12 protein-coding genes are annotated in these 14,912 nt (G+C 71.3%); 2 read left to right on the top strand and 10 right to left on the bottom strand.

Annotation, left to right across the window (positions count from 1 at the left end; genetic code table 11):
- Nucleotides 1-36: 36 nt before the first annotated feature.
- Together acs and OWM54_RS05185 are read left to right on the top strand one after the other, a co-directional pair.
- Nucleotides 37-1,992: an acetate--CoA ligase gene (acs, locus tag OWM54_RS05190; protein ID WP_267696772.1), complete on the top strand. Its 1,956-nt coding sequence runs from the start codon at nucleotides 37-39 to the stop codon at nucleotides 1,990-1,992.
- 273 nt (nucleotides 1,993-2,265) lie between these two features.
- The gene (locus OWM54_RS05185; protein ID WP_223746697.1) at nucleotides 2,266-3,621 is read left to right on the top strand and encodes an aminotransferase class I/II-fold pyridoxal phosphate-dependent enzyme; all 1,356 of its coding nucleotides are present in this window, start codon (nucleotides 2,266-2,268) and stop codon (nucleotides 3,619-3,621) included.
- Between the two features lie 268 nt (nucleotides 3,622-3,889).
- Here the strand turns inward: OWM54_RS05185 and OWM54_RS05180 are convergent, their stop codons facing one another.
- The 10 genes from OWM54_RS05180 to OWM54_RS05135 all read right to left on the bottom strand — a co-directional run bounded on the left by OWM54_RS05180 (nucleotide 3,890) and on the right by OWM54_RS05135 (nucleotide 14,899).
- Nucleotides 3,890-4,528, bottom strand: coding sequence for a histidine phosphatase family protein (locus tag OWM54_RS05180; protein WP_223783054.1), 639 nt, complete (start codon nucleotides 4,526-4,528; stop codon nucleotides 3,890-3,892).
- Between the two features lie 61 nt (nucleotides 4,529-4,589).
- Nucleotides 4,590-5,225 carry a hypothetical protein gene (locus OWM54_RS05175; protein WP_267696771.1) on the bottom strand — a complete coding sequence of 212 codons (636 nt, stop codon included), beginning with the start codon at nucleotides 5,223-5,225 and terminating at the stop codon, nucleotides 4,590-4,592.
- Nucleotides 5,222-6,106 carry a ribonuclease HII gene (locus tag OWM54_RS05170; RefSeq protein WP_223746699.1) on the bottom strand — a complete coding sequence of 295 codons (885 nt, stop codon included), beginning with the start codon at nucleotides 6,104-6,106 and terminating at the stop codon, nucleotides 5,222-5,224. Before OWM54_RS05170 ends, OWM54_RS05175 begins: the two co-directional genes overlap by 4 nt.
- Nucleotides 6,107-6,388: 282 nt before the next feature.
- Entirely contained in the window at nucleotides 6,389-6,757 is a 369-nt protein-coding gene (locus tag OWM54_RS05165) for a carboxypeptidase-like regulatory domain-containing protein (RefSeq protein ID WP_223746700.1), read from the bottom strand.
- Nucleotides 6,758-6,822: 65 nt separating this feature from the next.
- On the bottom strand, nucleotides 6,823-8,274 hold the full coding sequence (locus tag OWM54_RS05160; RefSeq protein WP_267696770.1) for a hypothetical protein: 1,452 nt from the start codon (nucleotides 8,272-8,274) through the stop codon (nucleotides 6,823-6,825).
- A gap of 12 nt (nucleotides 8,275-8,286) precedes the next feature.
- On the bottom strand, nucleotides 8,287-10,065 hold the full coding sequence (locus OWM54_RS05155; RefSeq protein WP_267696769.1) for a M61 family metallopeptidase: 1,779 nt from the start codon (nucleotides 10,063-10,065) through the stop codon (nucleotides 8,287-8,289).
- A gap of 25 nt (nucleotides 10,066-10,090) precedes the next feature.
- A complete protein-coding gene (locus OWM54_RS05150) occupies nucleotides 10,091-11,524 on the bottom strand; it encodes an RsmB/NOP family class I SAM-dependent RNA methyltransferase (protein ID WP_223746703.1) in 1,434 nt (477 codons plus the stop codon).
- Nucleotides 11,525-11,657: 133 nt separating this feature from the next.
- Complete coding sequence (locus OWM54_RS05145; RefSeq protein WP_267696768.1) at nucleotides 11,658-13,283, bottom strand: metallophosphoesterase; 1,626 nt, start codon at nucleotides 13,281-13,283, stop codon at nucleotides 11,658-11,660.
- A 132-nt stretch (nucleotides 13,284-13,415) separates the two neighbouring features.
- Nucleotides 13,416-14,198, bottom strand: a complete 783-nt coding sequence (locus OWM54_RS05140; RefSeq protein WP_223746705.1) for a hypothetical protein — start codon at nucleotides 14,196-14,198, stop codon at nucleotides 13,416-13,418.
- Nucleotides 14,195-14,899, bottom strand: a complete 705-nt coding sequence (locus OWM54_RS05135) for a DUF4956 domain-containing protein (RefSeq protein ID WP_223746706.1) — start codon at nucleotides 14,897-14,899, stop codon at nucleotides 14,195-14,197. Before OWM54_RS05135 ends, OWM54_RS05140 begins: the two co-directional genes overlap by 4 nt.
- Between the last annotated feature and the right edge of the window lie 13 nt (nucleotides 14,900-14,912).

Below are 14,912 nucleotides of genomic sequence, written 5' to 3'. Positions count from 1 at the left end.
AACAGAGGGGTTGTCGCCCACTCTGCGGAGGAGCCCATGGCTGAAACGCAGCAAGAAATCTCCTCGGTCCTGACCGAGACCCGCGTCTTCCCACCGCCCCAGGAGTTCTCCCAGTGTGCTCACCTGAAGAGCATGGAGGACTACCAGCGGCTGTGGGACGAGGCCGCTCGAGATCCGGACAAGTACTGGGGCGAGCGCGCTCGCGAGGAGCTCTACTGGAAGGAGCCCTTCCAGACGGTGCTCGACTGGAAGCCGCCACACGCGCGCTGGTTCGTCGAGGGGCGCACCAACCTGGCCTACAACTGTCTGGACCGGCACCTGGCCACGCGCCGCGACAAGCCCGCCATCCTCTTCGAGGGTGAGCCCGGAGACCGGCGCACCCTCACGTACGGGCAGCTCGCCGTCGAGGTGAACCGGCTGGCCAACGGGCTGAAGTCCCTGGGCGTCAAGAAGGGGGACCGCGTGGGCATCTACCTGCCCATGGTGCCCGAGGCCGCGATGGCGATGCTGGCGTGCGCGCGCATCGGCGCGGTGCACTCGGTGGTGTTCGGCGGCTTCTCCGCGGAGGCGCTCCAGGAGCGCATGAAGGACGCGGGCGCCAAGGTGGTGCTCACCGCGGACGGCGGCTGGCGCAAGGGCGCGGTGGTGCCGCTGCTCAAGAACGTGGAGGCCGCGCTGAAGAACATGCCCAGCGTGGAGAAGGTCGTGGTGGCGCGCCGCACGGGAGACGCGCTGGCGCTCACCGACCCGCGCATGGTGGCGTGGGACATGCTGGTCAACGGCCAGTCCGACACGTGCGAGCCGGAGTGGGTGGAGAGCGAGCACCCGCTGTTCATCCTCTACACGTCCGGCTCCACCGGGAAGCCCAAGGGCGTGCTGCACACCACGGCGGGCTACGCGGTGGTCGCCTCGCTCACCACGCGCTGGGTGTTCGACTTGCGCGAGGATGACGTCTACTGGTGCACCGCCGACGTGGGCTGGGTGACGGGCCACAGCTACGTCGTCTACGGGCCGCTGATGAACGGCGCCACCACCGTCATCTACGAGGGCGCGCCCACGCACCCGGGGCCGGACCGCTTCTGGGACATCATCGAGCGCTACAGGGCCACCATCCTCTACACCGCGCCCACGGCCATCCGCGCCTTCATGCGATTGGGCGACGAGCACCCGCGCAAGAAGAACCTGTCCTCGCTGCGCCTGCTGGGCAGCGTGGGCGAGCCCATCAACCCCGAGGCGTGGATGTGGTACCGCGACGTCATCGGTCAGGGCCGCTGCCCCGTCGTGGACACGTGGTGGCAGACGGAGACGGGCGGCATCATGATTTCGCCGCTGCCGGGCGCGACGCCCACCAAGCCCGGCTCGGCCACGCTGCCGCTGCCCGGCATCCACGCGGAGATCCTGGACCGCGCGGGCAACGCGGTGCCGAAGGGGCAGGGCGGCCTGCTCTTCGTCACGAGGCCGTGGCCCTCCATGCTGCGCACCGTGTACGGCGACCCGGACCGCTACGTGCGAACGTACTTCAGCGAGCTGCCCGGCAAGTACTTCACCGGCGACGGCGCGCGCACGGACATGGACGGCTACTTCTGGCTGATGGGCCGCGTGGACGACGTCGTCAATGTCGCGGGCCACCGGCTTGGCACCGCCGAGGTGGAGAGCGCGCTCGTCGCCCACAAGCTCGTGTCCGAGGCCGCCGTCGTGGGCCGCCCCGATGACCTCAAGGGCACCGCGCTCGTGGCCTTCGTCACGCTCAAGCAGGGCAACGTGCCCTCACCGGAGCTGAAGAAGGAATTGGCCCAGCACGTCTCCAAGGAGATTGGCGCCATCGCGCGGCCGGATGAGATCCGCTTCGCGGAGGCGCTACCCAAGACACGCTCCGGGAAGATCATGCGGCGGCTCCTGCGCGACGTCGCCGCGGGCAAGCAGGCATCGGGAGACACCACCACGCTCGAGGACCTCAATGTCCTCGCGGCGCTCCAGCAGAACGACGAGTAGCGCATGGAGGCGCGGAGGGTCCCATGGGCCCTCCGCTTCTCAAGATGGATGTGTCACGTCGTGTTACAACGACAGGACTCCGAGGGTTTGAAACGCAATCGGATTTCACCCAACGTATGAAGGTTGGTCCGCACTCATAATTCGAAATATCCGGGTGTTGAGGAGTTGTTGACACTGGAAAGATACAGGGGCATTAAAGGCCGCGCTCACCCCCCGAGCGCGACGTGCCAGGTCCTGTTCCAGCGTCGTTCCCCCTCCCCCTCGGATGTGTTCATGAATCTACGCGATCAGCTCGATTCGCCGTTGTTCACCCATTTCATCGCCAATTACACGCATCCGACCGGCCCTGATCTGCTGGCTCGGACGGAGGCGTTCTTCCAATGGCAGGAGTCACGGCGACAGACAGGATTGTGGCCGTACTCGCGCAGCCTGGAGGGCGCGCCGACCGCTGAGTGTGGCGTGCGCAGCGAGGGTGGGGTGGCGCGGCACGGGGTGAACTTCGGCTCGCAGGACTATCTGTCATTGTCCACGCATCCAGCGGTGGTCGAGGCGGCGCATCGGTCCATCCGGGACTACGGCGTGCACAGCGCCGGCTCCGGGATGTTCGGTGGCAACACGACGCCGGGACTCCAACTGGAGCAGGCGCTCGGAGAGCATCTGGAGATGCCGTACGTGGCGCTGTTCGCGACGGGGTGGGGCGCGGGCTTCGGCGCCATCGCGGGGCTGGTGCGTCCGGAGGACCACGTGGTGCTGGACGCGCTGTCGCACGCGAGCCTCCAGCAGGGCGCCAGCGCGGCGACGCAGAAGGTGAGCCGGGTGCCGCACCTGAGCAACCGCGCGATGCGCCGCAAGCTCCAGGAACTGCGCGCCCACGACACGGCCAATGGCATCCTCGTGGTCACCGAGGGCCTGTTCTCCATGGACTCGGACATTCCTCGCATCGAGGAGCTGCAGAACCTCTGCCACGAGTTCGGCGCGACGCTGCTGGTGGACGTGGCGCATGATCTGGGCGCGCTGGGCCCTCGCGGCACGGGCAGCCTGGGCGCGCAGGGGCTGTTGGGGAAGGTGGACCTGGTGGTGGGCTCGTTCTCCAAGACGTTCTCGTCGAACGGTGGCTTCGTGGCGACGCGCTCGCCGGCGGTGCGCCAGTTCGTGCGGGTCATGGGCGGGCCGCACATCTTCTCCAATGCCATCCTTCCGGTGCAGGCGGCGGTGGCGCTCGAGTCATTGCGCATCGTCCGCTCGGACGAGGGCGAGGTGCTGCGCGCGAAGGCGATGGAGAACATCCTCGCGCTGCGCGCCGCGTTCGCCGAGGGCGGGGTGAAGTGTCTGGGGGAGCCCTCCAACGTGGTGCCCGTACCGGTGGGCGACCCGAAGGTCGCGAGGGTCGCGGGCAGGCTCGTGTTCGAGCGCGGCGTGTTCCCCAACATGGTGGAGTACCCCGCGGTGCGCATCCGCGAGTCTCGCTTCCGCATGCAGGTGATGTCGTCGCACTCGGTGGAGCAGATGAAGCTCGGCGCCGAGGTGGTGCTGCGCGCGGTGGCGGAGGCGCGCGAGTTCGTGGAGGCGCCGCAGCAGAGCCCCCTGCGCACCGCGCGCGCCGAGTCGGGCAAGCGCGCCGAGGTCTGACGCGTCAACGAGGCCCCGCGCCGTTCCAGTTGGAGGGCGCAGGGCGCGGTCCTGGGCTGACGCTCCCCTCGTCGAGAGCCCGCGTCGTTGCGTGTGGAGGGCGCGAGGCCCCGTGCTGATGAGGCGCAGCGCACCTTCCACCGCCCGCATCTTGGCGCGTGGAGGGCGCGAGGCCCCGTGCTGATGAGGCGCCGCGCGCCTTCCACTGCGTCCGGGTGCCGCGTGGCGGTCAGGTCGCGCGACACCTCCGAGGCGTGCGGAGATCTCCTCAGCGCGCGGAGGAGTCGTCCGCGCTCAGCTCCTTGAGGTGGGTGATGTCGCCCCACGTCACCAGGCGGAACGCGCCCTGGTGGTAGTCGAACTGGTTCCAACACGCGTTGAGCACCGAGAAGGCGCGGGGCGTGGCCGGCGGAATGCCCAGGCTGTGGCGGAAGAAGCTGCTCAGCACGCCGCCGTGCATCACCACCACCACGCGCTCGCCCGCATGGCGGGTGCCGACCTCGCCCAGGCACTCCACCGCGTGGCCCAGCCGCTGGGACGTGCTCTCCCCACCGGGGACGACGAAGTCCGGGGCGTTGGTGGCGTACGCGCCGAAGACCTCCGGGTGACGGCGGCTCGCCTCCTCGCGGGTGAGCCCCTCCAGGACGCCCAGCCCCCGCTCGCGCAGCCGGGCATCCGGGCGCACGTCGTGCCCCGTGCGCGCGGCGATGCGCCTCGCCGTCTGCACCGCCCGGCCCAGATCACTGCAATACAGCGCGCTGAAGGACACCGTCACCAGCCGCGCCGCGAGCGCGTCCGCCTGCCGCACGCCCTCGGGGCTCAGCGGGCTGTCCTGGTGGCCCTGCAAGAGCCCCTTCGCGTTCCACTCCGTCTCGCCGTGCCGCAGCAGGATGAGCTCGGTCTTCATCCCGGAAGACTGACGGCGCCGGCCGCACGGGGCAAGGGCTCCGTGCGGCACTGTTGGCGGTTCAGCGTGCCCGCTCCAGGTGCGTCATGCCCTCCTCGAGCAGCGCGGCCACTCCCCGACGCACCACGTGGACGACCTTGCGACTGTAGGCCGGGCCTCCATGCGTGTAGTGCCCGCTCACCTTGTGGTGCAGCTCCGTGGCGCCCCACACCAGCACCAGGTCCGCCCACTCCAAGTCACTGCGGGCCCGGTCCGACGTGCGCCGCTCCGTGCCGTCCACCATGCGCAGGTCGATGTGCGGCCCGAGCTTCGACTCCAGCTCCTCGCGCACCGCGGGCGAGCCTCCCACCACCACCACCTTGCTCACGCCGAGCCGTTGACACGTCTCCACGAAGGCCACCTCCGCCCGGTGGTTCGCCGAACCCCCGCACCTGGCGCAGTGGCTGCGAGGCTCCACGCGCAAGGGCTCCCGGCCGCTCGCCTGGGCCACCTTCACGCACGCCCCATCCGAGCACACGGGGAAGAACCGCCCGTCCAGCACCTGGGCCGCCTTGAGCAGCTTGGGCTCGCTCATCCGCGCCTTGCCGGGACGGGTGAGGCCCGCCTCCTCCAGCACCGCTCGCGCGCGCAGCTTCGCGTCCGTGAGGGTGATGCCCCGCTCCGACAGCCAACCGTCGATGTCTCGGTCCGTGCTCATGACTTGCGCCTCGTCGTCGCGATGGGCTCCACGCGGAACAGCTCCGCCTGAGCAGGGGACGGCTCACCGGGCTCCACCAGCCCGAGCACCTCCTTCACCGGACCGAAGCTGCGTCGGTGGATGGGCAGCACTCCCTTCTCCCGCAGCGCCTGGACGTGGCGCGCCGTCGGGTAACCCTTGTGGTCGGCCAGGCCGTAGCCCGGGTAGCGTTGGTCCAGCTCCGCCATCAGCCGGTCGCGCGTCGTCTTGGCCAGGATGGACGCCGCGGCGATGCTCATCGAGAGCGAGTCACCCTTGATGATTCCTCGCTGCGGCGCCGGGCACTGCGGAATCGTCCGCGCATCCACCAACACGTAGTCGGGCTTGAGCCCCAGCCCCTCCACCGCGCGGCGCATGGCCAACAGCCCCGCGTGGTAGATGTTGAGCTGGTCGATCTCCTCGACCTCCGCCCGGCCCACCGCCCAGGCGACGACGTCGCGCTTGAGCGACTCCGCCAGCGCCTCGCGCTTCTGCGCGTCCAGCACCTTCTTGGAGTCGTCCAGGCCCTTGAGCCGGTAGCTCCTGGGCAGCACCGCGGCGGCCGCCACGACGGGGCCCGCGAGCGGCGCCATGCCCGCCTCGTCCACCCCCGCCACGTGCACGAGCCCCTGCTCCCACAGCTCCGTCTCGAAGCGCAGCAGGTGCCGCAGCCGCTGGCCCTCCGAGCGGTTGCGCTCCTGCCTCGCGCGGATGCGCCGCGCCAGGGACTGGGCGCCTCGACGCGGGTCCGCGTCCAGCGCCTCCAGCAGGCCCGAGGGGATGGGGTGTGCCTGGTTGACGAAGCGCTCGGTCAGCTCGCCGAGCGCGCACTGGAGCCACTGCTCCCGGCTATCGATGGACATGCTGGCGGACCCGAAGAGCTACCGGAACGGTAGGACGCCACGCGGGGCTCCCCAGGGGGGGAACGCGGCTCCCGCCACAACACGTCCCCACCGCCGTACACACGGGAGCGCCCGCACGCTGGGAGGCTCCGAGGACGAGGAAGAGGGGGGAGGTGGCGAGCATGCGGGTCTGACGCATGGCTCCAAGCCGTACCGCATCGGACCGGCCGAACACAACCTCTGCGGTGCCATCTCACATGGAAATCCGTGAGATGTCCGGGAAGTTGGAGGCCCGAGGGCCTGTCAGGGGCTCAACTCCAGGGTCAATTCGGACGGCTCGGGGACGCAGTTGCAGGTGTCACACACCCACTCCACGTGGGAGGCGGGGGACACCTTGGAGCCGGCGGTGGCCGTGACTCGCACCGGGCTGGGCGCCAGCGTCTCGTTGACGGCGGTGGTGACGCCGTCGGAGCCGGTGACGCCGGAGATGCTGACGTTGGAGGCCACGTTGGTGGCGGTGACGGTGGCGCCGCGCACGCGGGCGCCGTCCGCGGAGACGACGGCCACGCGCACGGCCATCAGCGTCGTCTCGCACTCGTCATGGCCTCGCGACATGCGAGGCGCGTCGTCACAGCCGGACAGCAACATGCCGAGTCCGAGGAGCCCACCCACCCATCCACACGCCCGAATCATGCACGGGAAGGTGATGCCGATGCCCGCGCGCGGCAATGCCCGGTTCAATCAGGCCGGGGCCGGCTGCGCTCGCTCGCGAATCTCGCGGCCTGGGTATCCGGATAGCGGTGTTGCACGTACTGGTAGACCTCCTCCGCGCGCGCCGCGTCATTCATCCGCTCACCCAGCACGCGCGCCAGCATGACGAGCGCCCTGGGCGCGGTGGGCGAATCCGGTGCCACGTCCGCGGCGCGTTCCAGCGCGGTGACAGCCAGTGGGAAGTTTCCTTCCACCGCCGCGGCCTGGCCGATGAACAGGTGGTGCTCGGAGGGCACCCTCGCGGCGGGCAGTTGCTCCAGCGCGGCATACAGCTCCAGCGCCCGGGCCACGTCGCGCCCACCCACCGCCAGCGCGAGGGCGGCGAGCCGCTCGTCGGCGCCCACGGGTGCGCCGGGTGTTTCCTCTCCGGGGGACTCCGCTTCCCGCGCGGGAGTGTCCCGCTGCACGCCGGCTCCCCCCAGCGGGGCGGACCCCCGGCTGGGCTGGGCGTTCCCCAGCACGGGCGCCACGTAGTCGCTCGGCTCGCCGTAGCCCACGCGGTCTCCGCGCACGTACAGCAAGAGGCCCAGCACGTGCGCCGCCAGGAAGGGCACCACCAGCGTGATGGCCTCCGCGAGGAAGCGGGAGATGAAGACCAGGCCCAGCGCGCGCACGGCCACCGCGAGCACGTGCGCGGCGCCATGGACGACGAGCAGCCCCGCGAGCGCGGCGCAGGCCACCAGGTAGTCGGAGCCCAGGCCGCGCGCCAGCCGCAGCACCATGGCCGGGTTGAGCATGTGCGAGACGGGGTGCTCCGACGCCGCGAGCAACAGCCCCATGGGCAGCCACAGACAGCCCACCCCCACGAGCAGCCAGAACACGGGGTCCGCCGTCAGCCCCGGCGGCATCCGCCACTGGATGAACCACGCGAACATGTCCAGCTTCGCGCTGCCACCCGGGTGTGCCCACAGCCCGTAGACGAGCGACGGCAACCCGGCCACCAGGAACACCAGCAGGCCGCGCAGGCCGGGCAGCAGCGCGTCACGGAAGATGTCGCTGAAGTCCGGGATGTCGAGCGACGTGTCGCCGCGCGCCGTCTCGCGCACGAGCCCGAAGAAGGTCGCCCAGAACAGGCCGCCATAGAAGGCGATGAGCGGCGGCCGCATGACGAGGAAGGAGTTCTCCGCCAGCCACCCCACCATGCCCAGGAAGATGCTCAGCGCGACGAGCAACTGCAGGCCCGCGGCGGAGAAGGGGTAGCGCCAGGCCTTGCGCAGCCGACGGGTGAAGGGCACCACGTCGCGGTGGAGGTGGAGCACCTCCGTGTCGCCTCCGCACAGGCCGCACCCCACCAGCTCCACCGTCTGGACGCGGCGCCCCACGGCGCACTCCGGGCACAGGGATGCGCCGCAGGACTGGCACTGCCAACCGGCGAGCTCCCGGGGATGTTGGCGACAGGCGATGGAGGCGGAGGACATGTCCCCCGCAGCCTATGCCGCGCCGGGGGCCTCGTCCCAGGGGGCGCCGAGCCAGGACTGGTACGCGGCCTTCTGGGCCTCGGTGGGCCTGTCCACGCGCGACAGCCACACCGCCTCCGCGGGCTTGGCGCCCAGCACCACCGGCACCTCCAGGAGCCTGTCCCGGCGGAACACCGTCACGCGCACCGTCTCGCCGGGGCGCTTGTCCTCGCACCGGGCGACGAGCGCGGCGCCGTCCGCCTTCCAGCCGTCCAGCGCCACCACGTCGTCCTCCGCGTACAGCCCCGCGTCCTGTGCCGGTGAGCCGTCCAGCACCGTGGCCACCGTGGCGCTCCCCTTGAGCGTCAGGCCCAGCCACCCCTTGGGGCGCGCCTCCGTGGCCTTGCCCTTGGGCGGCGTGCCGCCTCTGTCACTGGCGGACTCTCGCGGGCGGAAGTTCGCCTCCAGGCCCACGTGCGAGAGGACCGAGTAGTCCAACTCCTCCGTCGTGCGCAGCGCCCGCTCGAAGAAGGCCGACAGGTCCACGCCCGCCACCTCGCTCGCGGCCGCCTCCACGCCGTCCTCGCCCACTCCGGAGCCGTCGCCGTGGCGCTCCCACAACAGCCGCATCACGTCATCCAGCCCGCGCGCGTCGCGGGTGGCGCGGCGAATCTCCAGGTCCAGCAGCGCCGACACCACCTCGCCCTTCAGGTAGTAGGAGATGGCGCTGTTGGGCGAGTTCTCGTCGGGCCGGTAGTGCTTCACCCAGCTCACCAGCGACGCCTCCGCGAGCGTCTGCGTGCGTCGGCCCGGCGTGGAGTGCAGCGCCGTGAGCGTCTCGCCCAGGCGCGTGAGGTAGCGCTGCGCGGACATCAGCCCCGCGCGGCGGACGATGAGGTTGTCGTAGTACGCGGTGGTGCCCTCGAAGGCCCACAGGAGCGCGGTGTAGTTCTCCCTCGAGTAGTCGAAGGGCACCAGCGCTCGGGGCTTCACCCGCTTCACCATCCACAGGTGGAAGTACTCGTGCGCGGCCAGCGTGAGCAGGTCCTCCCAGCCGCGCCCCGTGGACAGGCCCGTGCGCGGGAAGAGCAGGGCGGTGCTGGCCTGGTGCTCCAGGCCGCCGCGGCCCTTGTCCGTCAGGTACAGGAGGAACACGTAGCGCGGCATGGGCAGCCCGCCGAACAGCCGCGCCTGCACCTCGCACAGCCGCTGGAAGTCGGAGCACAACCGCTCCGGGTCCGCCGGCGTGTCGCCCCAGACGACGACTTCGTGGGACACGCCCGCCACGGTGAAGGTCAGCGGCGTGTGCGGACCCACCTCGATGGGGCTGTCCACCAGTGTGTCGTAGTCGTTCGCCACGAAGGCCCCGTCGCGCTGGCCCAGGGCGCAGAACGACGTCCAGCCCGCCGGCGCCTCCACCGTGACGTGGTGCTCCAGCTCGCGCGTCGCGTCCGTGTAGAGGAACACGCAGGCGCCGTTGAGGTACGCGTGCGTGCCGTCCACGTGGCTGGTGCGCACCGTCAGCTCGTTGCAGTAGACGCGGTAGCGCAGCGTGACGGCCTGGCCCTGGGCGTCCACCCGCCACGTCTGCTTGTCCACCCGCCGCACCGGCAGGGGCGTCCCGTCCCCCGTCGACGCGGTGACGTCCTGGACGTGCCGCGCGAACTCGCGCACCAGGTAGCTGCCCGGCGTCCACACCGGCATCCGCGCGTCGAGGGAGGCTGCGCCCTCGGGGAAGGTGGCCTCCACCTCAAGCAGGTGGGTGTGGGGCCGGGGCAGGCTGACGCGGTAGCGGACGACGGTGGGGGACATGGCCGGGCCTTTCTTCCCGGGCAGGCTACTTCGCCCGGACGAGGACGGCCGCGAAGAAGCCGTCGGTGCCGTGGGTGTGGGGCGCCAGCCTGAGGAACGGGCCGGGGCCGAGCTTTGCTCCCAGCTCCGCGCCCAACAGCTCCGCGACGGGGCGCACGCTGTACTCGGGGTGGCGGGCGAGGAAGTCCTCGACGACGGCCTCGTTCTCCTCGCGCAGCACGCTGCACGTGCCGTAGATGAGCCGGCCGCCGGGCTTCACCATCCGCGAGAAGCGCTCCAGCAGCGCCTTCTGCCGGGCGGCGTGGGTCTCCAAATCCTCCGGCGTCAGGCGGTAGCGCGCGTCCGGCTTGCGGCGGAACGTCCCGGTGCCGCTGCAGGGCGCGTCCACCAGCACCCGGTCCGCCTTGCCCACCAGCGCCTCCAGCGCGGTGTCCACCTCCGGCCCCTCCGCGGGGATGAGCTGGGCGCGCACGTTGTGCACCCCCGCGCGGCGCGCGCGCTTCTTGAGGTCCTCCATCCGCCGCTCGTCGATGTCGAGCGCGTGGAGGTCACCGCGGTTCTTCATCTGCGCGGCCAGCTGGAGCGTCTTGCCGCCCGCGCCCGCGCACGCATCGACGACGCGCGTGGGCGGCGCGTCCACCAGCATGCCGAGCAGCTGGCTGCCCTCGTCCTGGATCTCCAGGAAGCCCTCGCGGAAGCTCTCCAGCGCGAAGACGTTGAGGCGCGTCTCCAGGTGCAGGCCCATGGGCGACAGGGCCGTGGGCTTCGACTCCACCTCCGCGGCGGCGAGTCGCTTCGCCAAGGCGTCCCGGTCCTCCTTCAGGAGGTTGGCGCGCACGGTGAGCGGGGCGCGCTCGTTCATCGCCTCGGCGGCGCGGGCGGCGTCCTTGCCGTACAGCGCGAGGAAGCGCTCGGCGAGGAAGTCCGGCAGCGACGCGGCGATGGGGAAGCGCTTCTTCTCCGGCAGGGCCTCCAGCGCCGCGGCGGCCTGGGGCAGGGCGGAGAGGGCCTGTGCGTCACCGGGCGCCAGCGAGGAGGTGCGCGCCACGTCGGCGAGGGGCTCGCCGTGCAGCACGCGCGAGGTGGCCAGGCGCAGCACGTCCTGCCGCGTCGCGTCCAGCGAGTCGAAGCGCGGGTGGGCGCGCGACAGGAGGAAGTCCACGGTGCGCTGGCGGCGCAGCAGGGCATAGACGCGCTCGGCGACGGCGCGGCGCTCCGACGAGTAGAGGTTGGCCTTGCGGCGCAGGGTGAAGTCCAGCGCCCGGTCCGACAGCCGGCCTTCGTGGCGCACCAGCGCGTATGCCTCCAGGCAGGCCTGGAGCACCAGGTCCTCGCGCAGCGGACGCGTGGAGCGCTCGCGCTCGGCGGCCGTGAGCTTCTTCTTTCCGGACGAAGGGGAGGGGGACTTCTTCTTCGTGGACGGCCGCGCGAAGCGGCGGGACTTGGATGGGGGAGCCATGACGTGCAGGGGCCTTTGCATCCCCGGGGCGGGTTGACAAGCGGGGAAAGCAAACCCGGGTGGCCGCCGGACGCCCTTCGCGCCCGCCGACACACCCGGGGATGCCCGCGCCTGGGGGGAGGGCGGGGGGATTTCAGTCGGAGCGGCCGGGCCGGCGCCGACGCATCAGCCCGGCGAACAGCAGCCCCGCCAGGGGGAGGAGGGTGGCGGCGGGGCCCGCGGCGCAGCCTCCGGAGCCGCCGCCGGGCTCATCCTCGGTGCCGGGCGTGCCGGGCAGGGTGGGCGTGGGGCGCTCGTCGGGCGTGCCCGCGTCGGTGCCCCCGCCTCCGCCGCCGGACGCGGAGGTGACGGTCACCACGGACGTGGCGGTGCGCGTCACCGCGCCGAACGTGGCGGTGGCCGTCACGGTGTACTGGCCCGCCTTGGCGTAGGTGTGCTCCGCGGAGCGGCCCTGGGCCGAGCCGCCGTCGCCGAAGTCCCAGCTCACCGGGACGTCCGGAGTCGTGGTCGCCAGGAAGAGCGCGCGGTGGGGGGCCACGCCGCGCTCGCCCTCCACGGTGACGCTCAGCGCGTCCGTCGGGGGCGGCTCTTCCACGGGCGGCAGGTCCTTGCGCAGCGTGAGGCTGTCGAGCACCTTGCCGTCCGTCGTCAGGAGGTTCGCGGTGAGCAGCCCGTCGACCACCTCCACGTCCAGGAAGCCATACGCCTTGTTGTCGCGCATGGCGCTCCAGGCCGGCTGGCTGGTGTCGAACGCGCGCAGTGTCGCGCCGCCGCCACCCACCACCAGGTAGGGGATGCCGCCCGAGGACGCCACGTCGTCGCCCTTCATCGGCTTGCTGCGCTCGTAGTTGTGGTCATGCCCGGTGAGCACCAGGTCCACGCCGTACTTCTCGAACAGGGGGGCGAACTGGCGGCGCATGGTGAGCTGCGAGCCGTGCTCGCCGCTGGACCAGGGCGGGTGGTGGAAGAAGACGACCTTCCACGGCTGCGTGGTGCCGGCCAGGTCCGTCTCCAGCCACGCCTTCTGCCTGGCCAGCGAGCAGCGCTCCGCGGACGACAGGCCGATGGCGCAGTTGGAGTCGAGCGACACGAAGTGCACGTGCCCCCAGTCGAACGAGTAGTAGCGCTCCGTGCCCTCCGGGTTGTTGGTGGGCATGTAGAGGTTGTCCAGGTACGGCTGGCCCTGGTTCGTCACGTACTCGTGATTGCCGGGCGAGGCGAACAGCGGCACCTGCGAGAGCAGCTCCGCCATGGGCACGAAGAGGTGCTCCTGGAAGTCGGCCTCGGTGCCGTCCGGGTAGGCGTTGTCGCCCAGGGCGACGAAGAGCTCGGGCTTCGTCTGGACCATCCGGGCCGTCACGCGCCGCTGGTCCGAGCCGCCCGTGCCGAAGTCACCCATGGCGGCGAAGTGCACGCGGCGCGTGCCGGGCACGGGCGCCGTCCTGAAGCTCTTGGCCGGCGTCTTCAGGCCGCAGGCGCTGACCTCATAGGTGTACTCGGTGCCGGGCTTGAGCCCCGTGAGCACCACCGCGTGGGCCTTGCCCGAGTCGTTCGAGCGGGCGACCTCATTGGTCGCTCCCACGCCGTAGCGCACCTCGGGCGAGCAGTTGGCCGCCAGGCGGAACGCCACCAGGGCCGTGTCGGGACCGACTTTCTGCAGATAAGGGTCGCGAGCGAGGACGCCCGCAGAGGCCATGCCCGACACCAACGTCAGGGCCACGGCGAGGGGAAGTGGGGTGAAGCGGTTCTTCCGATGCATGCAGCCTCCTCCCGAACCATCTCGGGACGGAGGCCCAACCGTTCACTCCGCGACCTTCATCCAACCTTCCCGCCAAGGAGCGGGCGGCGAGGCGAGCCCTCGCACGCCCGTCACTGGGACAGCGGACAGGCGCTACTTCTTGATGTCGTAGGAGGCCAGGTCCTCGGTGCGCTCGCCCTCCTCGCGCACCTTGCCGATGCCCGGCACCAGCCAGTACGTGCGCTCCTTGCCCTCCTTCACCTCGCCCGCGTCGTTGAGCTTGTCGCGGCGGACCTTCACGGCGTTGGTGAAGGTGCCGGCGCGCGTCTGCACCGTCACGCCCACCTCCAGGACGCGCCACGTGTAGGTCGGGTCGCTGTCGTCCTTGCTGCCGTCACCCAGCACCGTGAACTCCTGCACGGCGCTGGTGTAGGCCCAGGGCACCGTCGTGGGCGCGCGCGCCAGCGACTTCACCGTCGCCGGGCTCCACGTGGTGGTGCGCACCTGGACGCCGTCGCGGTGGTCCTCCTCGCGCAGGCGCACGACGAGGCCGTTGCTCTGCTCGAGCTGCCACGAGTACTCCTCGTAGAGGATGCCCGTGGCCACGCGGTCCTGCCGGCTGTGCACCAGCACGCCCGTCGTCCCCGCCGGGGCGCCCGGCACGTCGCGCGGGCCGAGCACCTCCACCCGCTTCTGGAACCTGCCGTGCACCGGGTCCTGGATGTCGTAGACCCAGACGGAGCCCGTCGACAGCGGCCACAGCGTGGTGGCCGCCGGGTCCGGGTTCGACGGGTCGGGGTTCTGCGAGTCCCCCGGCAGGCCCACGTCTCCGTCCGGGTTGGACGCACCAGGGCCGGCGCCCGGCAGGCTCCCTCCACCACCACATCCCACGAGCAACCATCCGGCCGCGAGCGCGACCACCCACCTGCGCGTCATGTCAGCTCCTCCCGTGTCCCCTTGGGGCCTACCGCCGTCCACCGCAGCCCCCGCAGGGGCATGCCCTCCGTCCGTCCCAGCGCCGCCGTCAGCGAGCCGGGCACGGGCTCCTCCACTTCCAGCTCCAGCCGCCGCCCGTCGAAGTCGAGCGCGCAGCTCTTCACCATCACGTTGCGCTCCCCGAGCGCGCTCCTCAGCGACGCCTCCGCGCCCACCAGGTCATCGGCCTGGGCGGACACCAGCAGCCGCTGCTTCGGCGCCGAGGGCGCCTCGCGGTTGAACAGGTCCAGCACGAACAGCAGCGCCGCCACGAACACGGTGCCCACGCCCGCCAGCCCCAGGCTGCCGTGGCCGCACGCCATGCCCAGGCCAATCATCAGGAACAGGATGGCCGCGTCGCGCGGATCCTTGAGGCCGGAGCGGAAGCGCACGAAGCCGCCCAGGCCCACCAGGCCGAAGGCCTTGGCCACGCTGTCACCGATGACGGCGGTGATGACCGCCGCCGCCGCGCACAGCAGCACCTGCGCTTGAATCATGTCCGCCTTCGGCAGGGCCCGGCGCATGACCAGCCGCCAGGGCCGCAGCGACAGCACCGTGCCGATGAGCGCCGCCGCGAGCATCCGCGGCAGCATCACGGTGATGGACAGGCTGTTCAGCTCCGACTTGGCGCTCTCGAGGAACGCCGGAATGGAGGCCTCCATGGTGTGTGTGTTC

Source organism: Myxococcus sp. MISCRS1, assembly GCF_026626605.1.
GTDB lineage: Bacteria > Myxococcota > Myxococcia > Myxococcales > Myxococcaceae > Myxococcus > Myxococcus fulvus.
The sequence above is the reverse complement of the archived record's forward strand: the minus strand, read 5'-3'. Positions and strand labels throughout refer to the sequence as shown.

Coding starts and splice junctions, on each gene's coding strand:
- acs (WP_267696772.1), top strand. CDS start 37: ATGGCTGAAACGCAGCAAGAAATCTCCTCGGTCCTGACCGAGACCCGC.
- OWM54_RS05185 (WP_223746697.1), top strand. CDS start 2,266: ATGAATCTACGCGATCAGCTCGATTCGCCGTTGTTCACCCATTTCATC.
- OWM54_RS05180 (WP_223783054.1), bottom strand. CDS start 4,528: ATGAAGACCGAGCTCATCCTGCTGCGGCACGGCGAGACGGAGTGGAAC.
- OWM54_RS05175 (WP_267696771.1), bottom strand. CDS start 5,225: ATGAGCACGGACCGAGACATCGACGGTTGGCTGTCGGAGCGGGGCATC.
- OWM54_RS05170 (WP_223746699.1), bottom strand. CDS start 6,106: ATGTCCATCGATAGCCGGGAGCAGTGGCTCCAGTGCGCGCTCGGCGAG.
- OWM54_RS05160 (WP_267696770.1), bottom strand. CDS start 8,274: ATGTCCTCCGCCTCCATCGCCTGTCGCCAACATCCCCGGGAGCTCGCC.
- OWM54_RS05155 (WP_267696769.1), bottom strand. CDS start 10,065: ATGTCCCCCACCGTCGTCCGCTACCGCGTCAGCCTGCCCCGGCCCCAC.
- OWM54_RS05150 (WP_223746703.1), bottom strand. CDS start 11,524: ATGGCTCCCCCATCCAAGTCCCGCCGCTTCGCGCGGCCGTCCACGAAG.
- OWM54_RS05145 (WP_267696768.1), bottom strand. CDS start 13,283: ATGCATCGGAAGAACCGCTTCACCCCACTTCCCCTCGCCGTGGCCCTG.
- OWM54_RS05140 (WP_223746705.1), bottom strand. CDS start 14,198: ATGACGCGCAGGTGGGTGGTCGCGCTCGCGGCCGGATGGTTGCTCGTG.
- OWM54_RS05135 (WP_223746706.1), bottom strand. CDS start 14,899: ATGGAGGCCTCCATTCCGGCGTTCCTCGAGAGCGCCAAGTCGGAGCTG.